Here is a 24,812-nt window from a genome sequence, read left to right on the forward strand (position 1 = left end):
TTACCGGTTTGTGCGGTGCATGCAAAGGTTCATGACGGCCATTCTGACCGCGACGCCGTTGGTGACCTGCGTGAGGATAACGGAGCGGTCGGAGTCCGCAAGCGGCGTGTCAAGCTCCACTCCCCTGTTAATCGGACCGGGGTGCATGATGAACGCGCCCTTTTTGAGGAGGTTTTCGCGGCGCAGGTTCAGCCCGAAAACGTTGGCGTATTCGGAGACCGACGGGAAGTGCGTCGCGCTCTGGCGTTCGTGCTGAATGCGAAGAAGCATCACGACATCGGCGTCGGCGACAGCCTCGGCAAGGTCGCAGCAGACGCGCACGCCTAGCTTTTCGAACTCGCGCGGGACGAGCGTCGATGGTCCCGCAAGGGTCACCTCCGCGCCGAGCTTTTGGAGCAGATAGATGTTCGACCGCGCAACGCGGCTGAAAAGAATGTCGCCCAAAATCGTTATTTTTTTGCCCTTGAAGTTTCCGCCGAATTTTTCGCGCATGGTGAACGCGTCGAGCAAAGCCTGCGTTGGGTGCGCGTGCGCGCCGTCGCCCGCGTTGATTACGGGAATTTTCACCCTGTCGGCAAGGTACTTCGCCGCGCCCGACGAGCTGTGGCGCACGATAATCATATCCGCCATCAGAGCCTCTATGTTGCGGGCGGTATCTTTGAGCGTCTCGCCCTTGACCGACGACGAAATGTTCGACGCCACGCTTATGACGTCCGCGCCGAGCTTGTGCGCCGCCATTTCGAAAGCGGTGCGGGTGCGGGTGCTCGGCTCGAAAAAGAGGTTCACCACAACCCGGCCTTTCAGGTAGGGAAGCTTTGCCTTGTCGCTTTTGAGCGACGCCTTGAAAACGTCCGCCATTGCGAAAATTTTGCCGATTTCGTCGAGGGTAAGGTCTTCGGTCGAAATCAAATCTTTGCGCGACCACGAAAGGTCCTTCATAAAATCTTTTGCTTTCATGACAATTTTTCGCCGAATCTATTTTTTCGCCCGCTTTTGTCAAACGCATTATACGCGGCGGGCGATTTTTTCCGCAGTCGGGAGGACGCCAAAAAAAGCTTTTTATTCGCGCGAAGTCTGTTAGTGTCGATAGGTAGATATGAAAATAATAATAGTCGGAGCAGGAGACGTGGGGCACTACCTTTGCCAAGTCCTCAGCGAGGACGGGCACGGGGTAACGCTCTTGGAGTCCGACACTGACCGCGCGGACGAAATTGAGGAAAACCTCGACGTGCGGGTAATCCGCGGGAACGGCGCGTCGGCAAAATTCCTGTCGCTCGCGGGCGTGTCCGACTGCGACTTCCTGCTGGCGATGACCGCTTTCGACCAGCTCAATATCGTCGCCTGCGCAATAGGCAAAAAGCTCGGCGCAAAAACCACAATCGCAAGGGTTCACGACCAGGTATACGCCGACAACTCCCTTGTAAACTACCAAAAGCAGTTCGGCATAGACATTCTCATAAACCCCGAAGCTCTTACCGCCGTGGAGCTTGCAAAACACGTCCGCAACCCCGAAAGAATGGCGGTCGAAGACTTCGCGCGGGGGCAGATTGAATTGCAGGAAACCGAAATTTCGGAGGGCGCAAAGGCGGAGGGCAAACGCCTGCGCGACATCAAGCTCGACCCCGCCGTGAAAATCGGCTACGTCGAACGCGGCGACAAACTCTACGTTCCGACCGCCGACACCGTGCTCGAACGCGGCGACAAAATCACCCTCATCGGCACGCCCGACAGCATTTTGAAACACCGCGGAACGTTCTCTTCGGAGCGCAACTCGGAAAGCGTGAGGATAGTCCTCAACGGCGCGACGGAAACGGCGATTTCGGTAATCCGCAGGCTCTCGAACTACCGCTTCAAAATCAGGGTCATAGAACCCGACCTCGACAAATGCCGCGAAATCGCCGAACAGTTCCCGTCGGTCACGGTAATCAACGGCAGCGCAACGTCCCTGCGGCTTCTCGAAGAGGAGCAGATAGGCGACGCCGACTACTTCATAGCCTGCACGAAAGACGACGAAGAAAACGTCATGACCTCGATTCAGGCAAAAAAGCTCGGCGCAAAATACGTGGAACTTGTAATCAACAAGCCCGACTACGAGCAGGTTCTGCGCAACATCAGCGGATTCCTCAACATCACCGCCGACGCCTCTCCCCGCCGAGTTACGGCCGACGAAATCAAAAAATACGTCGCCAACAGAGACTTCGCAGTGGTCGGCGCGCTCAAAGGCGGCGCGGTCGAATTCATCGAGCTTAAAGTGTCGGAAAAGAGTGCGGCTTGCGGACAGTCGGTGAAGGACCTCAAACTTCCGCCCGCGTGCATAATCGCGGCAATCGTAAACGATACCGACGCAAAAGTGCCCGGGGCAAACGACGTCATAGAAAGCGACGACAGGCTCATTCTCATTCTCGAAAAGGAGAAAATCGGGGAAGTCGCGGCGATGTTCAGATAAATGAACTACTCTATCATATTCAAGATGCTCTCGATGGTGCTGTGGGTCATGGCGCTGGCGTTTTCGGCGTGCACGGGGGTGTCGCTGCTCTACGGGGCGTCGCCGCTCGAAAGCGAGGCAATGCCGTCGTGGATATGCGTAATCGCCCTCTGCGTAATGCTTGCGTTCGCCCTCTACCTGCCGAGCCGCAACGCGCCCAAAAAGCTCTTCAAAAAGGAGGCGATGTGCGTCGTGGGGCTTGGCTGGATTATCGCCTCCGCCGTCGGAAGCCTGCCCTACGCGCTGATTCTGGGCTGCGGGTTTCCAGACGCGTTTTTCGAATCGACAAGCGGGCTGACAACCACGGGATCGAGCGTGTTTTCTAGCTTTGCCGACTTCCCCCACAGCCTGATGTTCTGGCGCTGCCTTTCGCACTGGATAGGCGGCATGGGAGTGCTCGTGTTCTTCGTGGCGATTCTCTCCTTCATGGGGTCGGGCGGAAGGATTCTGTACGCAAGCGAATCGAGCGCGAACGCGGGCGGCGGAATAGAAACCGCGCGCATTCAAAGCGGAATCTTCAAAATACTCGCGCTCTACCTCGGCGTCTCCGCGCTGTGCCTTGCCGCGTTCAAAGTCTGCGGAATGGGCTGGTTCGACGGCGTCTGCCACATGTTCTCGGCGGTCGCAACGGGCGGATTCAGCGTGTACGAAAACGGCATGGCGCACTACGACAGCAACGCGGTCTACTGGGCGACGACGTTCTTCATGTTCGTCGGCGGCGTGAGCTTCATGCCGATGCTTGCGGCAATCGGCGGCGACTTCAAAAAACTGGCGTCGAACACGGAGTTTCGGACATACTCGGCAATACTGCTCGTATCGACGGCGGCGGTCGCGGCGTTCATCGCGCAAGACTTCCGATCGGCGTCCGACTGGGGAGAGGTGATTACAAAGGCGGCGTTCGCGTCGGTTTCGCTGATGACCACAACGGGCTTTGCGGGAATAGACTACGGAACGTGGCTTCCGGCAACGCACGCAATATTTTTCGTGCTGATAATAATCGGCGGCTGCGCGGGCTCGACGTCGGGCGGGCTGAAAGTCTCGCGCGCGGTCGCGGCGTTCAAGATAGCATGCAACGAGGTTGAAAAATCGTTCCGACCGAGAGTCGTGAGGAACATCTCCGTCAACGGCAAGAGCCTCGACGACTCCGACATCAAAAGCGTGCTCTCGCACTGCGCAATATTTTTCGGGCTGTCCCTATGCGCCACGGTGCTGCTTGCGGTTCTCGAACCCGACATGTCCTTGGAGGGTACGCTGTCGGCGGCAATCGCGTGCCTGAACAACATAGGGCCGGGGTTCGCGGAGGTCGGGCCGTCGAAAAATTTCGGATTTTTCGGCGACTCGTCGAAAATAATTTCGGCATTTTTAATGATTACGGGGCGTCTCGAATTCTACGCAATCCTCGTGCTGTTCCTGCCGTCGCTCTGGAAAAAATTTCAATAGAAAGGGAAATACCATGACAAAACTCGGAGTAAACATCGACCACAGCGCAACGCTCAGACAGGCGCGCTACCGCGAATCGCTGGACAATCCCGACGTAATAGTCGAACCGAACCCCGCGGAAATCGCGCTCGCGGCGGAACGTGGCGGCGCGGACTCAATCACCGCCCACCTGCGCGAAGACAGACGCCACATGCAGGACGCCGACATCGCCGAACTGCGCAGAAAAATCTCCACAAAACTCAACCTAGAAATGGCGTGCTCGGAGGAAATTGTTAAATTCGCGACGGAAATTTTGCCGGACTACGCGTGTCTCGTTCCCGAAAACCGCCGCGAAGTCACAACCGAGGGCGGCGTCAACCTGCTCGACCCCGACATCAAAGACAGAACCGCCCGCGCCGTCGAAACGCTTTCGAAAAAGGGAATAATCTGCTCGATTTTCATCGACCCCGAAGCCGAACAAATCAGGGTTGCCGCGGAAATCGGCGCGCCCACCGTCGAACTCCACACGGGCGCATACGCAAACGCGTGGGGCAACGTTGAAAAACGCAACGCCGAGCTCAAACGCATAGCCTCCGCGCGGGACTTCGCAAAATCGCTGGGACTCACCGTAAACTCAGGGCACGGCATAAACTACCGCAACGTCGGCGAACTGCTCCGCGCGGCTGATTTCAACGAACTCAACATCGGCCACACCATCATGTCGCGCGCGCTTCTTGTGGGAACGGAACGCGCCGTCGCCGAAATGAGGGAACTTATAAATGCCCGCTAACTTGCAGGACGCAGGAGGCGTCGCGGGCGTCGGCACCGACATCGCCGACGTCGCCCGCATTTCGAAAATGCTCGAACAGTACGGCGACGCCTTCCTGAAAAAAACATTCACCGACGCCGAAATAAAATACTGCGCCGCGCGCCCCGATGCCGCCCTGCGCTTCGCCGCAAGATTCGCCGCAAAAGAGGCAATGGCAAAAGCGCTCGGAACGGGACTGCGCGGGAAAATCACGCTCAAAAGCCTGTCGATTGAAAACGACGAACTCGGCGCGCCCCGCGCCGTGCTCGACGAAGCCGCCCGCGCCGCGCTCGAAAAACTCGGAGCGTCGAAAATGCTCGTGAGCGTCTCGCACTTGAAGGAATACGCAATCGCATTCGCAGTAGCCTCACGCTGAACAATGGAAAAAATATCCCACCCAATACTCTCCTGCGCCGACGCAAAACGGCTCGAAGCCGCCCTGCTCGGCGACTCCGATAACGCGTCCTTTGCCGCCATGCAAAAGGCGGGAACGGGTGTCGCGCGGGAATTTTTGCGCGAATTCGGCCCGCGACTGCCCTACTCCCCCAAACTGCTCGCATTCGTCGGAAGCGGACACAACGGCGGCGACGCCCTGATTGCGCTCTCCTCAATCGCGGAAAAATTCGCGTCGCCTAAAATCACCGTCATTTGCGGCGACACCGCAAAAATGAAGCCCAATACAAAAAAGGCTCTCAACGCGCTCGCAAAAAAATTTCCCGAACTCGAAATCGGCAGGGAAATCGATACCGCGCGTGAGTTCGACCTCGCAATCGACGGCATTCTGGGAATGAGCTTCACGCCCCCGCTGAGGGAGTCTGCGGCGGAGAAAATCCGCGCGGCAAACACAGTCCGCGCCGGCATAAAAATTTCGATAGACATTCCCTCGGGCGCGGCGGATACTCCGCAGGAATGCGTGTTCCGCGCCGACGCAACATACGCCACGGGCATAGCAAAAGACGTTTTGTTCAAGCCGCATAACCGCGAATGCGCGGGCAGACTCAGATACGTCGATATCGGCTTTTTCGATGCCCCCACCGAATTCGACGGCGCGGCAATCAGAATCGCCCGCCCCGATATTCTCCGCTTCGCAAACACTCTGCGCCCCGCACTCTCCGATAAACGCACATTCGGGCATCTGTTCATCGTAGCAGGCTCGCGCAAATATCCTGGGGCGGCAATGCTCGCAACACGCGCGGCGTTGCGCGCGGGCGCGGGACTCGTTTCAAGCTTCGTGCCAGAATCGCTCGCGCCCGCATTCGCGGCGGCGGAACCGTCCGCAATCTGGGTCGGGTGCCCCGAAGACGAATCGGGGGCTATCGCGCTCGACGCGCTCGGACTCGTGCGCGACAGATTCGGCGCGGCAAGCGCATTGCTCGCAGGCTGCGGACTTTCAGATTCGCCCGAAACGCAGGCACTCGTCGGCGAAATCCTGCGGCTCAACCCCGCACTGCCCGCAGTGCTCGACGCCGACGCAATACGCGAGCCGATAGTAAAAATCCTGCCGTCGCGCAACGCCCCCGCTTTGCTGACACCACACGAGGGGGAAATTCTGCGGCTCGCCCCCGACGCCTCCGATGCGTCATTGCTCGACGCATGCAAAAAATACGAATGCGCAATCGCATTGAAATCGGCGGCGACGAGAATCTCCGACGGCAAGACAATCATAATCCAAACGCGCGGCTGCCCCGCCCTCGCCCGCGGGGGAAGCGGCGATATGCTCGCCGGAATTTCGGGAGCATTACTCGCAAACAAGTCGTTGAAAAACGACGCCATAAGGGCAGGCGCACAGGCATCAATGTGGCTCGGACTCGCCGCGGAAACGGCGACAACAGAACTCGGAGAAACGGCTCTTGCCACAAGCGACCTCCACAAATACCTCCCACGCGCAATCTCCCCGCACAGATAGAAAACCGACCGCCCCCTCTCGATTGGAAAATTGAAAGGGCGGACAAGTCTTGCTTAAAACGGACGGCAAAACGCAAAAGCAACGGAAAGCCTAACCCTTGCAAACTTTGCAGGCAACACCCTCGTCTTTCGAGCAGGGTCGCCCCTTGCACTTGTAATAACGGCAAGACGAGTTATGCCGCTTGCCCGTTTTAGACAGCCAATAGCCGGTTTCCTTCTGCGCGGTTTGCCCGGAAGGCGGATAGGCGGCTTTGTCATTTTCCGCCGCTTCGACAAACGAAACAAAGAAGACCGAAACCGCCGAAAATAAAACCAAAAATATAAAACGCAAAAATCCTTTATTCATAGTAAAGCAATCCTAATATTTTGAAATAAACAAGCAATAAAAAACACACAAATCACGCAAACATTTGTTATGTTTTATTTATTATTTTCGGATAATATCTTCCTCATCTCGCCGTGAATATTCTTTGCAAGTTTTTCCGAAATCGAAACCTGTTTTGCAACTTCAACAATGTCGTCTATGCTCGGATTTCCCTTTCCGTTGACGGACGTCGTGTGCATGTCGTTGAACCCCGCGCTCGGCAGCATATCGTAGGCGGGCGACAATCTCCATTCGCCGTTTTTATATTGGAACGCGAAATTTTTCGAGTGGTCGTCTTTGTTGCCAATCAGAACATTGAAGACCATTCTGCGGAAGAGTTGCACAACCTGCGCTTGGTCTTTTGTGAGGTCTTTGCAAACAGTAAGCAAGTCGGCATAGTCGAGGCTCGGCAAGCGGTAGTGTGCGTTCAAAAGCCCCGACGCCGAAATTGTGTGAACACGCCCGTTCGGCGTTCTGTCGAAACGTTCAACCGCAAAATATTTGCCGTTTACCAAAAGCGTTTCGGGCATTTCGATTCGGCATTTATTTGCAAGCAACGAATACCTGTATTCGATTTCCCCGATATTTTTCGGGTCGAAGCTCGACCTAAATTTTACGAGCCATTCTCGTCCGTCAATTTTCGCAAACACTTTCGGACACGCACCGCCCGACGAACCGCCGTTCTTGTAAAGCTCTTCAAGCGAATGCGCGTCGATTTTCCTCTCTTCGAGGATTTTTTTACACTCCGACGAAATCTTGTCGAAATCCTTAAAATGGCTGTCGGCAATAAAACTGTTGTCAGGACGGTATTCCAACGCCCCGCGTCCGTTCGAGCCAATCAGCGACAGTTTGTCCAAGATTGTGAGCTTCGACAACTCTTTGCCTTGCTCTTTCAGGAATCTGTCGAGCAACAAACTTCCCCAACCGTCTGGAAGCGAATCGTCAAATACGCCGAAATTCCCGTCAAAAGGATCGCGCTCGGCTACAAAAACTTTCTTTTGAAGCGGCAGAACATACGGCGAAATAGAAAAGCCTCTTTCGAGAAACTTTGAGTCATACTCAAACGCACATAGCCCCTCGGAAATCAGCGCAATACGCCCCACAAGCGAACTACCAAGCCAGACTTCAACAAGCCCCTTATCCATTTTTCGACGCCCTTTTTCTTTTCGATTTTTCGCTCAGCACTTCTTCAATCGAAGAATATTCGCGCTTCGTGAAGAGATTTTTTATATCGCCCGCAAGGTCGAAAAACTTGGCGATTTCAACCAACTTGCGGAAAGAAATCTCGCCCGTAGTTTCAAATCGCCTGTATGTCGGCAACGCAATCCCGACACGCAATGCAAAATCTTTCTGCGAAATATTCCGCGCCAACCTCATTGCGCGAACATTCCCCGCCACCGCCTTCATAATCTCCGAAGCCGTCGCGTTTCTATTACGCACAACAGATAATATATTATTACTCACTTGCCTATTACGCTGTAAATAACAATATATTATCAATAAAATGCCAAGAGAATTTGTATATAAAGAGCTTTATAATTCAACTATTGCCCGCATTCCACCTCTTTCCTGAGGTCGTCTAAAATTTTGCCGTTGTAGGAAAAGAATTTTGCCCCCTGATACGCGCCCGATGTGTTGCGCCTATCGGCGGGCATAAAAGTTCCGACAAACGGCGAAAGCTTGTAAATGCGCCCGTCGTATTCAACAGTGTCGTCGCTTGCTACCGTAACGACAGTTCCCGTCGGAATGAACGTGATTTTCTCGCCGATTTTTATGCCGACCATACTGAACTTGAACCTTCCTCGCCTTGCATGCGGACATTCGTCGGAGCCATCGCCCGCCGAATCCGAGTCCTCTTTTTTGTATTCGATAAGCTCGGCGTCTTCCACTGCCGAAGCGATGTCTTTGAAAATGTCGAACGCGACTTGCGGCGGAACGTTAAAAAATTCGCGATTCTGGCGTATGCGCAAATGCGTTAAACGATCTATTGTTTTATGTACAAGCTTTTCAACCTCGTTGTATTTTGATGTCTTTATCGCGGCATAAATTTCAAACGGCAACGGAACGGCTGTGTTATCCAGTTCTTTCGAGCGGACATCTACAGGGCGGGCAGATTTGCCAATTTTCACCCAATCCTCCTTGAAACTCGGATTGGTCAAAATATATACATATCCAACTTTTGCCTCTGCCATATTTTATCCGTTTTTATTGTTCTAATTTTATGCACTTTCCTGCTCTTCCATATCGCTATTGTCTGTCCACATTTCGCACTGAGCAATAACGGTATATAGGGCTTATTTCCGCGCAACGTATTCGCCGCACGACATATATCCTACATTAGGAACAAATAGAACATGTGTAATTACGAGCAACTTGCGTAATTTTTTCCCAGTGGTAAGGCAATCCCTTACCATTTCGCTTTTTTGACAGGAAAGGAGTTTGCATGAAGAACAGATCACCTTCCTTTCCAAAAAAAGTTGCTGAAAAAAACCGCGAGCGCTGGGTCGTTTACTATTTCGACACCGAAAAGCAAAAACGATGGGCGCGCAGGTTTTCAACCCAAGCCGAAGCCCTCGAATTTTTCCGAGAGAAAAACATTTACGACGAAAAGCTCGGCGTCGAAGCCGACAGGATTTCGCCAAACGACAGGCGCGAACTGGTCGAGGCAAAGATGCTGCTTTCCCCTTTGCGGGTGTCGCTTACAAACGCCGTCCTCACCTACGTGAAGCTTACGAATGATTTGCAGTCGCTCGGAATCAGCCTAAGCCAAGCCATAGAGGAGTACAAATCGCTCGCAAAGCTAAAGGAACGCTCCGCAAGGTTGGACTTCGCAATCGACAAATACTGCTATACGCTCTTGAAAAAGGAGCTGTCGAGCGAATATGTAACAGGGGTCGAGCGCACTCTTGCCCGCTTCATGGGCGATTTCGGCAAGGAGCGGATAGTCTCGCTTATAACTGGCAGGGAAATCTTCCAATGGCTCATAAACCTCAAAAAGCGCGAATACGACGACAGCGACACGCTGACAGTTGACGGACGCCCCATGAAGGTTTTCAAGGAAACGCAGAAAGACTTGGGGATTTATTCGAGAAACGAATACAGGCGCACGCTCTATTCCTTTTTCAAATTTTGCAAGATGCAGGACTGGCTCGACGTCAACCCCGTTGAGAAAGTGGAAAGCTGGCGAGCAAGGGGCAGAACGCCCGGAATATTCACGCCCGAAGAAGTGCGAAAAATTCTAAACTCCACGCCGCCGCAAAGCGAAATCCGCGCATTTACAGCCATAGCCGCCTTTACAGGAATACGCAACGCCGAGCTAAAAAGGCTGACTTGGGACAAAATAAGGCTCGACGACCGAGAAATCATACTCGACAGCGAAATTACAAAAACGGCGTCGCGCAGAATCGTAAAGATTCCAGAAAACTTGGCGAAATGGCTCGAACCGTACGTCTGGGATCTCGGCACGAAGAAAAAGATTCTTACAAGGCGAAAAGTTCCAGTGTTAAAAAAGCTGCACGAGAGCCTCGGCAAAGGCAACTGGATAAAGAACGGCCTGCGCCATTCAGCGGCGACCTACTACCTCGCTCTGACAAAGAACGCATAACTCGTTGCCACCCTTGCCACCTTCTTTTGATGTCGAAACAAAAGATGTTTTAAAGGCATGTTTAGAAGCAACCAGATCATTAGCCGAACTGAAAGGGATTGGAAGTATTCTTCCTGATCAGTCTATATTGATAAATTCAATACCATTACAAGAAGCAAAATTAAGCTCAGAAATTGAAAATATAGTCACAACTCAAGACAAGCTATTCCACGCTAATTTGATAAATGAGAGTAATATTATAAAAGAATCTTCTTATAGCGAAGATAAAATAGACCCTGCGACAAAGGAGGTCATAAAATACAGAACTGCATTAAAATACGGTTACGATGAAATAAGACTACGTAAAAGACCGTTTGATTTAAGATTGATTAGAGACATTTGCTCTATCTTAAGAGGGAAAAGTGTAGATTTTAGAGATTATGGATCTAATGTTGCTCTCGCAAATCCTTATACGCAGGAACGAAGATATACTCCGCCAGAAGGTGGAGTCGTTCTAAAGAATAAACTTGATGATTTAGAAAAATATATATTCGAATATAACGAACATGATCCATTAATAAAAATGGCGTTAATACATTACCAATTTGAAAGTATTCACCCTTTTGATGACGGAAATGGAAGAACGGGTAGGATTATGAATATTCTATACCTTGTACACGCAGGATTGTTAGGTATTCCAGTTTTATATCTAAGTAAATATTTGATAGAAAATAAAAACGAATATTATAAGAAGCTGCGCTTAGTTACTGAAAATTCAGAATGGGAATCATGGGTTCTGTATATGTTAAAAGGCGTCGCCGAAACTGCCCAGATAACAACGAACCGTATAAAACAAATATCTACCCTTTTTTCAGAAATAAGCGATGAAGTTAAACAAAAAGCTCCCAAAATATATTCTAAGGATCTAATAGAGTCTATATTTAAGCAAGCATATACAAAGGTTTCTTTTCTTGTTCACGACAATATTGCAAAAAGGCAAACTGCGTCTATATATCTTCAAGAGCTTTCCGCTTTAGGGATATTGGAAGAAATAAAGATAGGCAGAGAAAAAGTATATATAAATTCAAGACTTGTAGATCTGTTAAGATAATTCATGTCGATTTTTTTAAAAAAATCGACATGAATGTATGATATGTCGATTCGATAAACATATCGAAAAACTTTACTTTGATTCTTTTTGAACATTAGATACTTATCTATTTACCAGATGGTATTTTTTTAGGGTCAAGCGCATAATCCATTTATTTTTTAATCCCATTACCATTTGATAATAGCCTATTTGAGAATTTTTATTTGGCTGTTTTTTAATAAGACAAATAAAGGCTCTGAAAAACGGAACGCATGGCAAATTTTGCGGAAAATGGAAGTTTATATCTTGGAATTCCATTTGTATAACCAGTGTTACATCCTACCCCAAGCAATTTTTGCCAAATTTTTTTGCGCCATATAATCCAAAATCGACACACTTTTATTTTGTGTCGTTTTTCAACCTGCTTGGGAAACCAGTTTCCCAACTATTTTTTTCAGCCCTCCAATTCGATTTTTTGCGCAATTTTGCGGCTATTGATTTTTGAAAAATTTGACACGCGGACATTCTGCATGGAAAAGAAAAAATCCGCAATAACTCAAACATTAACGCAGCCTGACGCAAGCGACAGGCTTTTTACACGCGCAGAGGTGGCGGAGTATCTCAATATTGGCACAACCTTTATTGAGCAGCTCCGCAGGCAGGGCAAACTGCCGAGCTACCGTCTTTCGGGCAAGTGCATTCGCTACAAGAAAAGCGATTGCGACGTCCTGCTTGACCACTGCTTTATAGTCCGCCCCGCCAAAAGCGCGAAGAAAGGAGAAATCTAATGAGAATTCGCACGATAAGCCAAATTTTAGCCGAAGAAAACGAGTCGATGTTTTCATTTGACGACGTTGTTATCGATAAAAACTTTCTGAGCAAGGGTCAAACGTGGGTGATTTCGGGCGCGACAGGAATCGGCAAAAGCGTTCTTGCCATGCAGCTTTCCCTCGGGCTCGCTTTTGGAGAAAAAACGCTGGGCCTTGAAATTTTTAAGCCCGCCAAAACGCTTTTGCTCCACAATGAAAACCCGATTATCGACGAGAAGATTTATTTTCGAGGGATTGTCTCGCAGTTTGCGCTCGATGAAAAGCCGAACGCTGACAGGCTAAACGAAAACCTGCGCATCTCCTGCAAAACAGGCCGCTACTATTCGGTGGACGAATTCATATCGAAACTGGACGCCTCTTTAAGCGCGGGCAAGTACGATGTGGTAATTGTGGATTCGCTGTCGTCGTTTGTGCATTGCAACTTTTCAGACCATGCGGCGGTTGCCGACCTCTTTTGCAAAATAAATGGGCTAAAATCGAAGCACAACTTCGCAATGGTCTTGATCCACCACTTCGACAAGCCGATGTTTTGGAGCAAAAGGATTCACCCCGCAAAGTGGTGCATGGGCGGGAAGGCAATCGGGATTTACGCAAACATAATGTCGGCGCTCGTGGGGACGAAAGAGGAGTCGGTTTTCTCGTTCAGGCATTACAAGCCGTTTGAGGATTCCGAAATTTCGCAGACGCTCATCGCGCAATGCCAAAACGGCAACACAGCTTGGGAAGAGGTGGAAAATGTCTAGGTTCGTGGCACAAAAAACTCCGCAATTTTTTGCGACCATGGAGACGCTTTCGGAAGCCTACAAAGAGTTTTACGAAAGCGAATGCCCCATTGACGCCTTTCCGAGGGCTATCCGCGACGTCGCAAGGACGTATTCCGTTGGCAGAAATCTGCCAATGGAGCTTCTTTGCTTCTGCGCCTGCGGAATTTTAAGCGGCGCTATGGGCAGAGTGTTCAAGACGAAAAACGCAGTAAGCGGCGGATACACGCAAACAGGGAATATCTTTGTCCTCGGCGTGGGCGAAAGCTCCACTGGCAAAAGCGCAAGCATTCGCGCCCTTTTCTCCAACTTGGAAAGAAGGGTTTTGGACGAAATCTTCGAATACAAAAAGGAGCTTGAAAAATTCAAGAAAGCGAAGACAAAGCTCATGCAGGACAAGCTTAACGGCGAGGACAAATTGGGCTTTGACGACGAAATTGCGGACACGCCCAAGCTCCCGAGAAACCCCGACTTCATCGTGAAAAATTCGACGTCGGAAGCCATGATAAAGGCGATGGAAGCAAGCGGCGGCGAAATTTTTTCGGTATGCGAGGAAGCCCGCGACAGCATCTATATTGTGGCGGGCAACTATCGCAAGCAGGGCGACGACACCGAAACTCTAAACAGCGGCTGGTGCGGCGAGCCCATAAAGCACAACCGAATTGTAAACGGGATTTCAAGCGTTCCCAACCCCTGCATTTCCCTGCTTTGGATGGTGCAAAACGACGTCATCGACACCATCGTTTCAAAGAACAAAGGCAGCTTTATCGGCAGCGGGTTTCTTGGAAGATTCCTCTACTGCAAAGGCGCTCCAAAGGCCATTCCAGACTCGAAAGAAATTATCCCGCTCGACGAATCCGCAATTCTCAAATGGGAAAACCTTCTTGCTCAAACCTACCAAACCCGCAAGAAAGGCCTGCCAGTATGGTTTGACACCGACCAAGACGCCTTCGAGTATTTCTGGGACTTCGACGCATTCAACACGGAACTCATGAACGGCAAACTGCGCACGCAGGCTTCTTTGCTTGGCAAGGCAAGGGAAAACGCAATCAGGCTTGCGGTCATTTTCGCGCAGGCTGAAGGCGCGGACCGCATCACCGCCGACATCGCAAAGCGCGCATGCAGGGTTGTGTCGTATTCAATCTGCGTTTCGGTTGTTTTGTTCTCAAGCGGAATGCTTCCAGAAATCGAAAACGACAGGGCAAAAATGGACGCCATGATTCGCCAGAACGACGGCTTCTACAAAAAGATTAGCTTTTTCGACCAGTATTCGAGTTTGCGCAGCGAACGTGTGGAATTTATCGTCCATACGTTCCCTGACCTTTACGAAATCGTCAAAAAAGGCAAAGGAAGATACGTCGTTTTAAAGGATAGACTATCCGACGCAAAACAGGCGCTTGGCATCGAAACCGACGATGACGACGATCTGTTTTAGCAAATAGGGAAAATAGGCAAATAGATAAATAGGCAGAATGTATGAGACCTGCCAGTCGGGGAGAAAATAGGCAAATAGGTAAATAGGTGAAATAGACAAATAGATTGCAATGCGCATAAAACTTGAAATTTAGTTGACTTTCAAACCGACATCTGGTCTCATGCTTTCTTTATCCCGCCCCTGTAGTTCAACGGATAGAACGGGCGTTTCCTAAACGCTAAATCGTGGTTCGATTCCACGTGGGGGCGCGGGTATGTTTTTGTTAAGCAGCATATTGCCATTTTTGCGCTCGCTGCTTTTTTTGTGGGCATAATGCCGTAAGTCCCTAGTAATTGACCTAAAATCTGGCAGAAATCCAGTATATGCCCTTACCATTTTGGCTTAACGATATGCCCCAAATGGAAGAAAAAATTTCCCCACTGGAAGAATTAATATCTATTTACCTATTTGTCTATTTTACCTATTTCCCCTATTTTGCCGGCAGTGGAGTTGCAGCCCGAACGCCCCGAAGGGAACAGGCGGAGGGCGAAACTTCACTTAGGCAAAATCTATTTCTTAAAAACTCTTTTTTATTCCACCTGTTCTATCCCTTGCAGTTTGTCCAACCATTTGGACAAGTTATCGGGTTCTGTGAAATAGTCTATGACGTTAAATTCACAAGGTTGGCGATATGGGTCGAGTTCCATGGTGAAGCCCTCGTCGGTGAAATTAAACCAAGCTCAGTTAGTGAGCAAGTTTTATGCCCCATGAATCCACTGATTGTAAAGCTTTCGGGAGATGTTTGCTATGGCGTGGTGAAGTTGTGAATTTAACCCAATTTCTATTTAACTTCACCAGTGAAATTAGACCTGTGAAGTTGGGGTATTTTCTTTTTCACCCATCGCGCCCGTCTGTGGAGCTGTGAAATTAGGGGGAGATATATACCGTAGGTATATCCCCCAAGTTCACAACTTCACAAGGCGCGAAGGGCGCGGTTGGGAGGCTTCTTTCTTCTCTCCACAACTCACCGCTTCACAGACAGGTTCGCTATGATGCGGAGAAACGGGGAATATGGTGTAATTTCGTTTCTCTGTTTCTCTGGGGAAACGGACAAACGGGGAAACGGGGAATATTATTTTCCCTATCGCACCGTTAGTGGGGAAACGGGGAAACAGGGAGAGTATATATACCATAGGTATATACTCCCGTTTCACCGATTCTCCACAGGTGCGAAAGGTGCGGTAGGCTCATCGAGCTGACGAGATTCTCCATGCACCAAAGCAAAGCCGATTAATGGCTCTATACGAACTCGGGGCGACTTATGAATGTCAAGACTCATATTCGGCAATAGAGCGCCTTTAACGGGTAAAAGACTGCGTTTATTGGCGGGTTAAATTCGGCGTCATATACAGATGGGGGGGGTATCTAAGGAATCTATTAAACGCTGAGGAACGGCAGGGACGTTCGGCAGGGCGTTTTCTCCTTGCGAATGGCATTTTTGAAATGTTCCACTTTTTTTCGTTAAGACAGCCCACAATCCAAGTAAAATAGCGCATTCGCAGGCATTTTTTACAGCGGAAAAACTATGGAAAATGTTCCGTCTTTACGCGGCGCAATCTCCCATTAGCTTAACAACAAGCAACTTGGGAAACGAAAGATTTCCACCCTGCAATTTGCAAACAAAACCAATACGAAATCTTAGGTAAAATTAGGAATACATATTGATAAAATATCACTTCAAAAAGTATCCGCCATTTTTGGGCGCGCCCCTAAATTCGATAAACTCGCTTAACGATTTCAAGTATCGACTAAGCGTTCTGACGGGAATATTCAAGGCCTTTGCAATATCGTTTGTGTTTGCGCCTTGGTTGTTTCGGATAAACTCAAGCACGTCATTTACTCTGCCATTTAGTCTGCCGTTTACTCTGCCACTTTGGCTTGTTTGGTGCAGTTTTAGAGTCTTTAAAATCTCGCCAAGCATAAAATCCACGAATATTCCCGAATCGTTTTTTGCGGAGCTATCGTTAATTGCCTCATAATAATTTTGCTGATTATTATAAACCATTGTTTCCACCGGCAAATATTGAAATAATGGATTGAACTTGGATAAAATTAAAGACTGCCAAAGCCTTCCCATTCTGCCGTTCCCGTCCGCAAACGGGTGTATAAACTCAAATTCATAATGGAACACGCAGCTTTTTATAAGCGGGTGGTCTTCCGAATTTTTCAGCCAATCAAATAAATTTTCTATCAATTCCGAAACCATTTCAGCTGGCGGAGCTATGTGGACGGCTTTATCGTCGTCAAAGACCCCGACGCCGCCCGACCTAAATTTGCCCGCTTCCGAGACGAGAGATTTCATCATTTCGGAATGCGCTTTCAACAGGTCTGATATGGAAAAAGGATCATATTTTTGAAAACTATCGTAAGCTTTAATCGCGTTTTTTACTTCCATAATTTCCCTAAGAGGCGCGACAACTTTTTTTCCGTTTAAAATATCGCTAACTTGCTCCTCGGAAAGATTGTTTCCCTCTATCGCAAGCGAGGAATGAATTGTTTTTATCTTGTTGGATTTTCGCAGTCTTAGGGAGTCCTTTTCCATTAAAATCGAATGCCGTTCTAAGAGCGCGGAAATTTCGGCAATCATAGATATTGCTTTTGCGGACACTGTAAACGGCGGTTTCTTCATACGATTTTAACAAGCAAACATAGTAAGAATTTTCGTTCCCTTTTCAAGACTTTTAACGCCCAAAGTGCCATTTTGGCACTTTAGAAAATCTCTACATGGCACTTTGGAACTTTTAGTAATCTTCTGGAAATAGCATAGTGGTAACGCTTCTGTCCCATTCGGTGATTATCCAGATTTTTTCACCGTCTGGAAGCGTGTATGCGGACAGCAATCTTTCGCCTGTTTTAAGGGCTTGGTCGTTTGCGTCCTTGTCCTCTTGGCAGACATCGCCCCAATCTCCTTGGGCGTGGAGGACAAGATATGGAAGCAATGCAAAGCGGTTCCTTTCACAATGCTCGAATAAATGTGTTGTTGATACGATTTCACCTAGGCGGAACTTTGATTCTATGAATACTCTTTCTTCCATGATTACGCTATGTTGAAGGTCGTTTTGATGTATTCTTTGCCTTTGTCCGTAAGCATTAGGACGGCGTCCCGATGCCCAGACCTTGAAATTATGTAGCCTTTCTTGTTAAGCGAGGACAGCACTCCAGATCGTGTTCTTGCGTTAAGCCCTCGGGCTTTGAGATTGTCCGAAAAGGCGTCAGCCCAAAGTGTGGACTCCACCCCGCTATCGCAGAATTCGTCCTCTATATAGGCTTGCAGGACTATCTTCTCTTTCTCGGTTAGCTTATCCATTGGAGACCTCCTGCACGTCGTCTATTTCAAAGGTTCTGCTTACGTCGATTTCGTTGCTCGTATCGTAGAGGTCGTATTCCCTTTGATTGTCGCTTACCTCTTGGCGGGCTTCGTCGGCATTTTCAGCTTCGATTTCAATCTCGCCAGTTTTGATTGTCGTTACGATGTATGTGTATGTGATTTTGTATGTCTTCATTTTCGCCCTTTGTTGCTTATTGGTTGACTTGCCTGATTGGCGGTTTGTCCATGTTGCTATTATACCATAATTTAAATAAATTTGCAACATTTTTATTTATCTTTTTTATTGCGCACCAACCACTTACATAAATAACCGAGAGCAAAAAAGACGAAAAATAATCTTGAATTTTTTAGCGGGAAATCTGATAGGTTCGAAATCTATATTATTCCGAGTGTATTTTTTGTACCTATAGAAGTTGTACTTTCTTCAATGTTCAAAAAGATATTACAAGTATCACATCCTGAAACGAAGAATTTTTAGGGTAAATATTTTTTATTACAAATCGGCTTTTGGGCATTTTAGGATTGAACGGTTATAAAAAATATTTATCGTGTTGAGCGTTTAAATTTGCTAGGGAATTTCAATGATTATATTCACATAATAAAAGGTGAAATATGTTAAATAAACAGTTGAAAGAATTAAAAGATAGGTTGTGGGCGACGGCGGATCAACTCAGAGCAAACTCCGGTTTGAAGGCCACCGAGTATGCAGAACCAGTGTTAGGTTTGATTTTCCTTAGATTTGCCGACGTGAAATACTCTAAGCATGAAGCAGAGATAATCCGTGAATTTAACAAGCTCAAAGGTTCTCGTATGGGAAGGCCTATTCACGAGATTGCTATTGAAAGATGCGGATATTATCTCCCGAAAGAATCCAGATATAATGAACTCTTGAATTTACCAGATAATGCTAACCTTGCCCAAGCCGTCAAAAATGCAATGATAGCGATTGAAAAGTACACTAAAGAGCTTGAAGATACGCTTCCCAAAGATATTTATTACAATGTAAACACTCAAGAAAATCCGTTGGTACTTTCCAACCTCTTGAGAAACTTCAAAGATATTCCAGAGAATGTGGAGCTGGATATTTTCGGTGAAATATATGAATACTTTTTAGGTAAGTTTGCATTGGCAGAAGGCCAAGGCGGGGGAGAGTTCTTCACGCCATCAAGCGTTGTTAAATATATGGTTGAAGTTCTGAACCCCAAAGAAGGTAAGATACTTGACCCCGCATGTGGTTCTGGCGGTATGTTCGTACAAACAGCACACTACATTGAAAGACACAAAAATAAAGGCGAGCATATCAACTTGAGAGCTTATGGAATTGAGAAAACTCAACAGACCGTAAGACTTGCCAAGATGAACCTTGTGTTAAACAATGTCAGAGGGGAAATAACCCACGCTAACTCTTATTATAGCGACCCTTATGAAAGCTATGGGAACTTTGATTATGTAATGGCGAATCCCCCATTCAATGTTGATGATGTTTTACTGGGGAAAGTAAAAGGCCAGCCAAGATTTAATGAATATGGAATTCCTCAGAACAAGCCCAAGAAAAAGAAGAATGATGTTAAAGAAACCGTTCCGAATGCCAACTATTTGTGGATAAACTTGTTTGCTACTTCCTTGAAAGATACTGGAAGAGCAGCTTTAGTTATGGCAAACTCAGCTTCTGATGCTGGGAATAGCGAATTAGATGTAAGAAAGAAACTTATTGAAAGTGGAGTTATCAAACAAATGGTTACTCTTCCTTCAAATATGTTCTCTTCTGTAACACTCCCAGCTACATTGTGGTTCTTTGATAAGGCTAAAGAACATAAAGACGAGATCCTTTTTATTGATGCAAGAAATGTCTTTACTCAGATAGACAGAGCACACAGGAAGTTTTCAGCAGAACAGATTAGAAACTTAGGTGTTATAACAAGACTCTATGAAGGTGATACAGAAGAATTCACCAAGTTAATTAAAGAGTATGAAACCAACATAGATAATGCTCCAGAAACTTCTGATGAAGAAGATAATCCACCTAAGAGCTACTGGCAAGAAAATATAGATTGGTTAAAGGAACGCTTCCCAGAAGGTAAATACAGAGATGTTATTGGTCTGTGTAAAGTAGCTAAACTTGAAGGTGAAGACGGTGTTAAAGACCAAGACTATTCCTTAAATCCCGGCAGATATGTAGGAGTTGTCATTGAAGATGACGGAATGACAGAGGAAGAGTTCAAGAAGAAAATATTGGCACTACATACAGAATGTCTAACTATATCAAAAGAAATAATTGATCTAGAAAAAGATATAAACAGTAATATTCAAGAACTATTTGGAGCTAATTCATGAATTATAAGAAACTTAGTGATGTAGCTTATTATTCAGAGTTACGCACAAAAGATATAACTATTGAAAATTACATAACGACAGACAATATGCTTCCTAATATTGGGGGAGTATGTTTAGCTTCTTCAATCCCAGACAGCAAGACAGCTAAATATTATAAAGACGGAGACATTCTTCTCTCTAATATCCGACCTTATTTCTGTAAGATATGGTATGCAAATAGATGTGGTTCTGCTTCAAATGACATATTAGTGATAAAGAATAATAAAGATGTTAATTCAAAGTTCCTATACTATGTCTTATGTGATAAGAACTTCTTTAATTATGATACTGTTACATCAAAGGGCACTAAAATGCCCAGAGGAACCCCTAATGCAATAATGAAATACCTTGTTCCTGATATTGATGATAAAGTACAAATAAAAATAGCTTCTATATTATCTGATTATGATGATTTGATTGAGAAGAATAACCGTAAGATTGAGATTCTGCAAGAAATGGCAGAAGAGTTATATAAGGAATGGTTTGTTCGCTTCCGTTTTCCCGGCTACAAGACAGCTAAGTTTGAAAATGGTATTCCTAAAGACTGGGGTGTTGATAAGATAAAGAATAAGGTAAATAGACTTCCATTTAATAAACTGTATAAAGAAGCTGACCTTGAAAAAGAAGGAAATGTTATTGTTATTGACCAATCTGAAAAAGAATATTTAGGATTTCATAATAATGAACCTTCACATGTTGCAAGTATTGATGAACCTATTTGTTTGTTTGGAGACCACAGTTGCAAGTTTAAACTCATGTCTGAACCATTTTCTCTAGGTGAAAATGTTGTACCATTCAAGGGGCAAGGTGTTAATCCTTACTATCTTTTCTATGCTACACACCACATTATTGAAACAGAAGAATATAAACGACATTGGGGTTTATTCACATCAAAGAAAATTCTTATTCCAACAGAACCAATACAAGATAAGTTTGCAGAGTTTATAAAAGTTATACAGCAACAAACGAATACAATAACCAAATGCCAGAGATTATTGATTAAACAGCGTGATTTATTGTTACCAAGACTAATGTCTGGTAAACTGGAAGTGAAGGTAAAACAAGAGGTGTAGTATGGCGAACTTTATATCAGAAGATAATATAGAACAAGCGGCCATTAAGTTATTGGTTGAAAACCATAACTATAAAGCAATCCGTTGCTTTACGGAAAGTCCTGATACACTTCCTGATAACTCAGGTAGAGAAAATAAGAAACAAGTTGTTCTCCCGGAAATCCTATTGGAACAGTTGATTAAACTGAATCCGAATATCCCGGAAGAGACTGTTAAAAGTCAGTGGATAGAATTATGCCATACTCCAGCGACCTATGAGATAATGGATGAAAACTATAAGAACTATTTGAAAATCAAAAATGGTATTGATGTTACATACCAAAAGGATGGCAAGAAAGAATCCAACAAGTTAATACTTATAGATTTCAATAACCCGGAAAATAACAGCTTCCATGTTGTATCTCAGCTATGGATTAAAGGTGAAACATATAACAGAAGACCAGACCTCATAATATATGTAAACGGTTTACCTCTGGTATTCATAGAATTAAAGAACTCAAATATCCCGGTAAAAAATGCTTATGACAAGAACTTGAAGGATTATTTGAAAGATATTCCGTACTTATTTAATTATAACCAGATATGCGTATTATCTAACGGTATTGAAACAAGACTGGGAAGTTTCAAGGCAGATTATAACTACTTCTTTGAATGGTTAAAAATTGAAGGTGAAGATGAAACCCCGGATAGAAAGCGTATCCGAGAGCAAGGAGTAAGTTTGGAATACTTCATCAAGGGTCTTTGTAAACCAGAGAACTTGCTGGATTATGTTGAAAACTTTATTCTGTACGACAGAAAGAGTACAAAGATTATTGCCAAGAACCACCAGTTCTTCGGTGTAAATAATGCTTATGAGTCATTCCTTCACAGAAAAGAGAAAGGCGGAAAACTCGGTGTATTCTGGCACACTCAAGGCAGTGGGAAAAGCTATTCCATGGTATTTCTGGCAAACAAGATTAACAGAAAGTGTGCTGGTAATTATACATTCCTTGTTGTTACGGACAGAGCTGATTTAGATACTCAGATTTATAAGAACTTCCTAAGAACAGGATTTATTAGCGAAAAGGAACAAGTAAGACCGAAGAACAGCAAAGAGCTGAGGAAAGAACTCACTACAAATAAGAAGATATTGTTCACTTTAATTCACAAGTTCCGTTATGACAAGGGGAAAGAATATCCCATTTTGTCTGAAAGAGACGATATTGTTGTGGTTGTTGATGAAGCTCACAGAACCCAGTATAAAGACCTTGCGGAAAATATGAGAAAAGGTCTGCCAAATGCCCAATATATCGCATTTACGGGTACGCCATTATTGGGTTCAAAGAGACTCACTAACCAATGGTTTGGTGATTATGTAAGTGAATATAACTTTTCTGATTCAATAGAAGACAATGCAACAGTCCCTTTGTACTACGTCAAAAGAGTCCCGGAAGTCAGCCTTGAAAACGACTTTTTTAATGACGATTTCATTGAAATATTGGAAGATGAAAACCTAACAGAAGAAGAACAAAAGAGGCTTGAAACCCATTATGCCAAAGAACTGGAAGTTATCAAGAGAGAGGACAGACTTGATACTATCGCTAAATACATTGTGAAGCATTTCCCATACAGAGGATTTCGCGGCAAAGGTATGGTAGTTTCTGTCGATAAATTCACGGCAGTTAAGATGTACGATAAGGTTCAGCATTATTGGAAAGAAGAGATAAAAGAACTAAACAGAACCATATCCCAGACAAGAGATGAATTTGAAAGACAACGCTTGAAAGATATAGTTAATTATATGAACAGCGTTGAAATGGCCGTTGTAATAAGTACAGAAGGAACAGAAGACGAAGAGAAAAATTTCAACAAGGAAGGGCTCACCATTAAACCGCATATCCTGCGAATGAGCCAAGTTGATGAAAACGGTTATGATATAGAAGATAACTTTAAGGATCCAAAACACCCGCTCCAATTGGTATTTGTATGCGCAATGTGGCTGACAGGATTTGATGCGCCTTCTGTTTCAACGCTATACCTTGATAAACCTATGAAAGGTCATACCCTGATGCAGACAATCGCTAGGGCAAACAGAGTGTACGAAAACAAAACCTGCGGTTTGATTGTAGACCATATCAATGTATTTAAGCACTTGAAAAGAGCATTGGCGGATTATGCTTCAAATGATAATGTTGATACGCCAGTAAAGGATATTGAAATATTATTCCGTAAATTAAACGAATGTATAGATATGGCTTGCAAATTCTGCTCAGCTCACAATGCAGAATTGAAAGATATTGTTGATGAAGATGAAGTGTTCAAGAACATAGAGAAGTTTGAATCTTATGCAAACAGTATTGTTGGTAATGATGAAGTGAAGAATGAATTTCAAGTGTTGGCAAATACGGTTGAGAATATATATGAGTCATTGAAACCAGAAATATTCACTATGGAATTTGCAAACAAGCCGTATAAAGAAGCTATTTTGTACCTTCGAGACATCATTAACGGTAAAGTAAGACCAGAGAAAATTGAATCGGCGCAGGGAAGAATAAACAAGCTATTAGACCAAAGTGTAATTGCAACTGATGATGCGAAGAAATATATCATCAATGAAGAAGGGAAAGAGTTGGATTTATCTATTATCGATATAGATGAATTAAAAGCTGAGTTTAAAAAAGTTACCAACAAGAATCTTGTTATATCTGACCTTAGAAAACATATTGAGGGTAAGTTAGAAATAATGCTCAAGAAGAACAAGACTAGAACCAAGTTCGCTGAACGGTTTAAGGGTATTATCGACGAATATAATGCTGGTGGTTCGCAGAATGAAGACTTCTATGAAAAACTCCTTGAGCTGATGCGAATGATGAAAGAAGAAGAGGCGCGACATGTTAAAGAAGAGCTTTCAGAAGAAGAACTGGAAATCTTTGATTTGTTATGCAAAGACTCATTAACCAAAGAAGAAGAAAAAAAGGTTAAGTTGGCGGCCAAAAGCTTATATAATGCCTTACTCGAGAATAAAAAAGAGCTCTTTGTTGTTGATTGGCAGAACGACCCAACCCCGAGAGAAAAAGTAAGAAGTAAAATTAATTCTGTATTGAATGAGTATCTTCCGAAATCCTACGACAGAATTATATTTCAAACAAAGAGCGACATCATATTTCAGCACATAGTAGAACAAGCGACAATGGGATATAATTGGATAGCCGCATAGTAATCTTTTTCACTTGTTCGGAATTTCCGAACAACTTGTAAGAAATCCTTACAAGTTCAGACTTGTGAGAAAACGAGCCTCAAGAAAATGATATCGAGTTTTTGACGATTTTCCTGCGAAGTG

The 24,812-nt window shown here is 45.8% G+C and carries 23 protein-coding genes and 1 tRNA gene; 15 read left to right on the top strand and 9 right to left on the bottom strand.

Annotated features, from left to right (window positions below; genetic code table 11):
• The gene (locus P3B99_003430; protein ID WYJ08179.1) at window positions 1-957 is read right to left on the bottom strand and encodes an aspartate carbamoyltransferase catalytic subunit; all 957 of its coding nucleotides are present in this window, start codon (window positions 955-957) and stop codon (window positions 1-3) included.
• Between the two features lie 139 nt (window positions 958-1,096).
• On the opposite strand from P3B99_003430, the gene trkA reads away from it, so the two are divergent.
• Genes trkA through P3B99_003455 form a run of 5 tightly spaced genes read left to right on the top strand, consistent with a single transcriptional unit; the run spans window position 1,097 to window position 6,618 of the window.
• Window positions 1,097-2,446: a Trk system potassium transporter TrkA gene (gene trkA, locus P3B99_003435; protein ID WYJ08180.1), complete on the top strand. Its 1,350-nt coding sequence runs from the start codon at window positions 1,097-1,099 to the stop codon at window positions 2,444-2,446.
• A complete protein-coding gene (locus P3B99_003440; protein WYJ08181.1) occupies window positions 2,447-3,925 on the top strand; it encodes a TrkH family potassium uptake protein in 1,479 nt (492 codons plus the stop codon). It begins immediately after the preceding gene.
• A gap of 13 nt (window positions 3,926-3,938) precedes the next feature.
• A complete protein-coding gene (locus P3B99_003445) occupies window positions 3,939-4,694 on the top strand; it encodes a pyridoxine 5'-phosphate synthase (GenBank protein WYJ08182.1) in 756 nt (251 codons plus the stop codon).
• Complete coding sequence (gene acpS, locus P3B99_003450; GenBank protein ID WYJ08183.1) at window positions 4,684-5,088, top strand: holo-ACP synthase; 405 nt, start codon at window positions 4,684-4,686, stop codon at window positions 5,086-5,088. The genes P3B99_003445 and acpS overlap by 11 nt, the downstream gene beginning before the upstream one ends.
• A 3-nt stretch (window positions 5,089-5,091) precedes the next feature.
• Complete coding sequence (locus P3B99_003455) at window positions 5,092-6,618, top strand: NAD(P)H-hydrate dehydratase (GenBank protein WYJ08184.1); 1,527 nt, start codon at window positions 5,092-5,094, stop codon at window positions 6,616-6,618.
• A gap of 90 nt (window positions 6,619-6,708) precedes the next feature.
• On the opposite strand, the gene P3B99_003460 is transcribed toward P3B99_003455, so the two are convergent.
• From P3B99_003460 to P3B99_003475, 4 genes are all read right to left on the bottom strand, one after another.
• Window positions 6,709-6,963, bottom strand: a complete 255-nt coding sequence (locus tag P3B99_003460) for a hypothetical protein (GenBank protein ID WYJ08185.1) — start codon at window positions 6,961-6,963, stop codon at window positions 6,709-6,711.
• A gap of 74 nt (window positions 6,964-7,037) precedes the next feature.
• Entirely contained in the window at window positions 7,038-8,126 is a 1,089-nt protein-coding gene (locus P3B99_003465) for a type II toxin-antitoxin system HipA family toxin (protein WYJ08186.1), read from the bottom strand.
• Window positions 8,119-8,388, bottom strand: coding sequence for a helix-turn-helix transcriptional regulator (locus P3B99_003470; GenBank protein ID WYJ08438.1), 270 nt, complete (start codon window positions 8,386-8,388; stop codon window positions 8,119-8,121). The genes P3B99_003465 and P3B99_003470 overlap by 8 nt, the downstream gene beginning before the upstream one ends.
• 137 nt (window positions 8,389-8,525) lie before the next feature.
• On the bottom strand, window positions 8,526-9,173 hold the full coding sequence (locus tag P3B99_003475; GenBank protein WYJ08187.1) for a GIY-YIG nuclease family protein: 648 nt from the start codon (window positions 9,171-9,173) through the stop codon (window positions 8,526-8,528).
• A 251-nt stretch (window positions 9,174-9,424) separates the two neighbouring features.
• Between P3B99_003475 and P3B99_003480 the strand changes: the two genes are divergently transcribed.
• The 7 genes from P3B99_003480 (at window position 9,425) to P3B99_003510 (ending at window position 15,486) form a co-directional block, all read left to right on the top strand.
• Window positions 9,425-10,585, top strand: coding sequence for a site-specific integrase (locus P3B99_003480; GenBank protein ID WYJ08188.1), 1,161 nt, complete (start codon window positions 9,425-9,427; stop codon window positions 10,583-10,585).
• A gap of 13 nt (window positions 10,586-10,598) precedes the next feature.
• On the top strand, window positions 10,599-11,675 hold the full coding sequence (locus P3B99_003485; GenBank protein ID WYJ08189.1) for a Fic family protein: 1,077 nt from the start codon (window positions 10,599-10,601) through the stop codon (window positions 11,673-11,675).
• A gap of 509 nt (window positions 11,676-12,184) precedes the next feature.
• A complete protein-coding gene (locus P3B99_003490) occupies window positions 12,185-12,442 on the top strand; it encodes a helix-turn-helix domain-containing protein (GenBank protein ID WYJ08190.1) in 258 nt (85 codons plus the stop codon).
• A complete protein-coding gene (locus P3B99_003495) occupies window positions 12,442-13,227 on the top strand; it encodes an AAA family ATPase (protein ID WYJ08191.1) in 786 nt (261 codons plus the stop codon). Before P3B99_003490 ends, P3B99_003495 begins: the two co-directional genes overlap by 1 nt.
• Window positions 13,228-13,264: 37 nt before the next feature.
• Entirely contained in the window at window positions 13,265-14,680 is a 1,416-nt protein-coding gene (locus P3B99_003500) for a DUF3987 domain-containing protein (protein ID WYJ08192.1), read from the top strand.
• A gap of 176 nt (window positions 14,681-14,856) precedes the next feature.
• Window positions 14,857-14,928 (top strand) — tRNA-Arg (locus P3B99_003505).
• Between the two features lie 150 nt (window positions 14,929-15,078).
• Entirely contained in the window at window positions 15,079-15,486 is a 408-nt protein-coding gene (locus P3B99_003510) for a hypothetical protein (protein ID WYJ08193.1), read from the top strand.
• A 905-nt stretch (window positions 15,487-16,391) separates the two neighbouring features.
• Here P3B99_003510 and P3B99_003515 read toward each other — a convergent pair.
• The 4 genes from P3B99_003515 to P3B99_003530 form a co-directional block, all read right to left on the bottom strand.
• A complete protein-coding gene (locus P3B99_003515) occupies window positions 16,392-17,348 on the bottom strand; it encodes a Fic family protein (GenBank protein ID WYJ08194.1) in 957 nt (318 codons plus the stop codon).
• A gap of 112 nt (window positions 17,349-17,460) precedes the next feature.
• Entirely contained in the window at window positions 17,461-17,754 is a 294-nt protein-coding gene (locus P3B99_003520) for a hypothetical protein (GenBank protein WYJ08195.1), read from the bottom strand.
• A gap of 2 nt (window positions 17,755-17,756) precedes the next feature.
• The gene (locus P3B99_003525; GenBank protein ID WYJ08196.1) at window positions 17,757-18,026 is read right to left on the bottom strand and encodes a hypothetical protein; all 270 of its coding nucleotides are present in this window, start codon (window positions 18,024-18,026) and stop codon (window positions 17,757-17,759) included.
• A complete protein-coding gene (locus tag P3B99_003530) occupies window positions 18,019-18,222 on the bottom strand; it encodes a hypothetical protein (protein ID WYJ08197.1) in 204 nt (67 codons plus the stop codon). The genes P3B99_003525 and P3B99_003530 overlap by 8 nt, the downstream gene beginning before the upstream one ends.
• 437 nt (window positions 18,223-18,659) lie before the next feature.
• Here P3B99_003530 and P3B99_003535 point away from each other — a divergent pair, with 437 nt between their 5' ends.
• The 3 genes from P3B99_003535 to P3B99_003545 are packed head-to-tail and all read left to right on the top strand — an operon-like array spanning window position 18,660 to window position 24,689.
• Window positions 18,660-20,381, top strand: coding sequence for a class I SAM-dependent DNA methyltransferase (locus P3B99_003535; GenBank protein WYJ08198.1), 1,722 nt, complete (start codon window positions 18,660-18,662; stop codon window positions 20,379-20,381).
• Entirely contained in the window at window positions 20,378-21,493 is a 1,116-nt protein-coding gene (locus P3B99_003540; protein WYJ08199.1) for a restriction endonuclease subunit S, read from the top strand. The genes P3B99_003535 and P3B99_003540 overlap by 4 nt, the downstream gene beginning before the upstream one ends.
• Window position 21,494: 1 nt before the next feature.
• Complete coding sequence (locus tag P3B99_003545) at window positions 21,495-24,689, top strand: type I restriction endonuclease subunit R (GenBank protein WYJ08200.1); 3,195 nt, start codon at window positions 21,495-21,497, stop codon at window positions 24,687-24,689.
• Window positions 24,690-24,812 lie beyond the last annotated feature (123 nt).

It is taken from the genome of Opitutia bacterium KCR 482, assembly GCA_029269845.2.
GTDB lineage: Bacteria > Verrucomicrobiota > Verrucomicrobiia > Opitutales > Intestinicryptomonadaceae > Merdousia.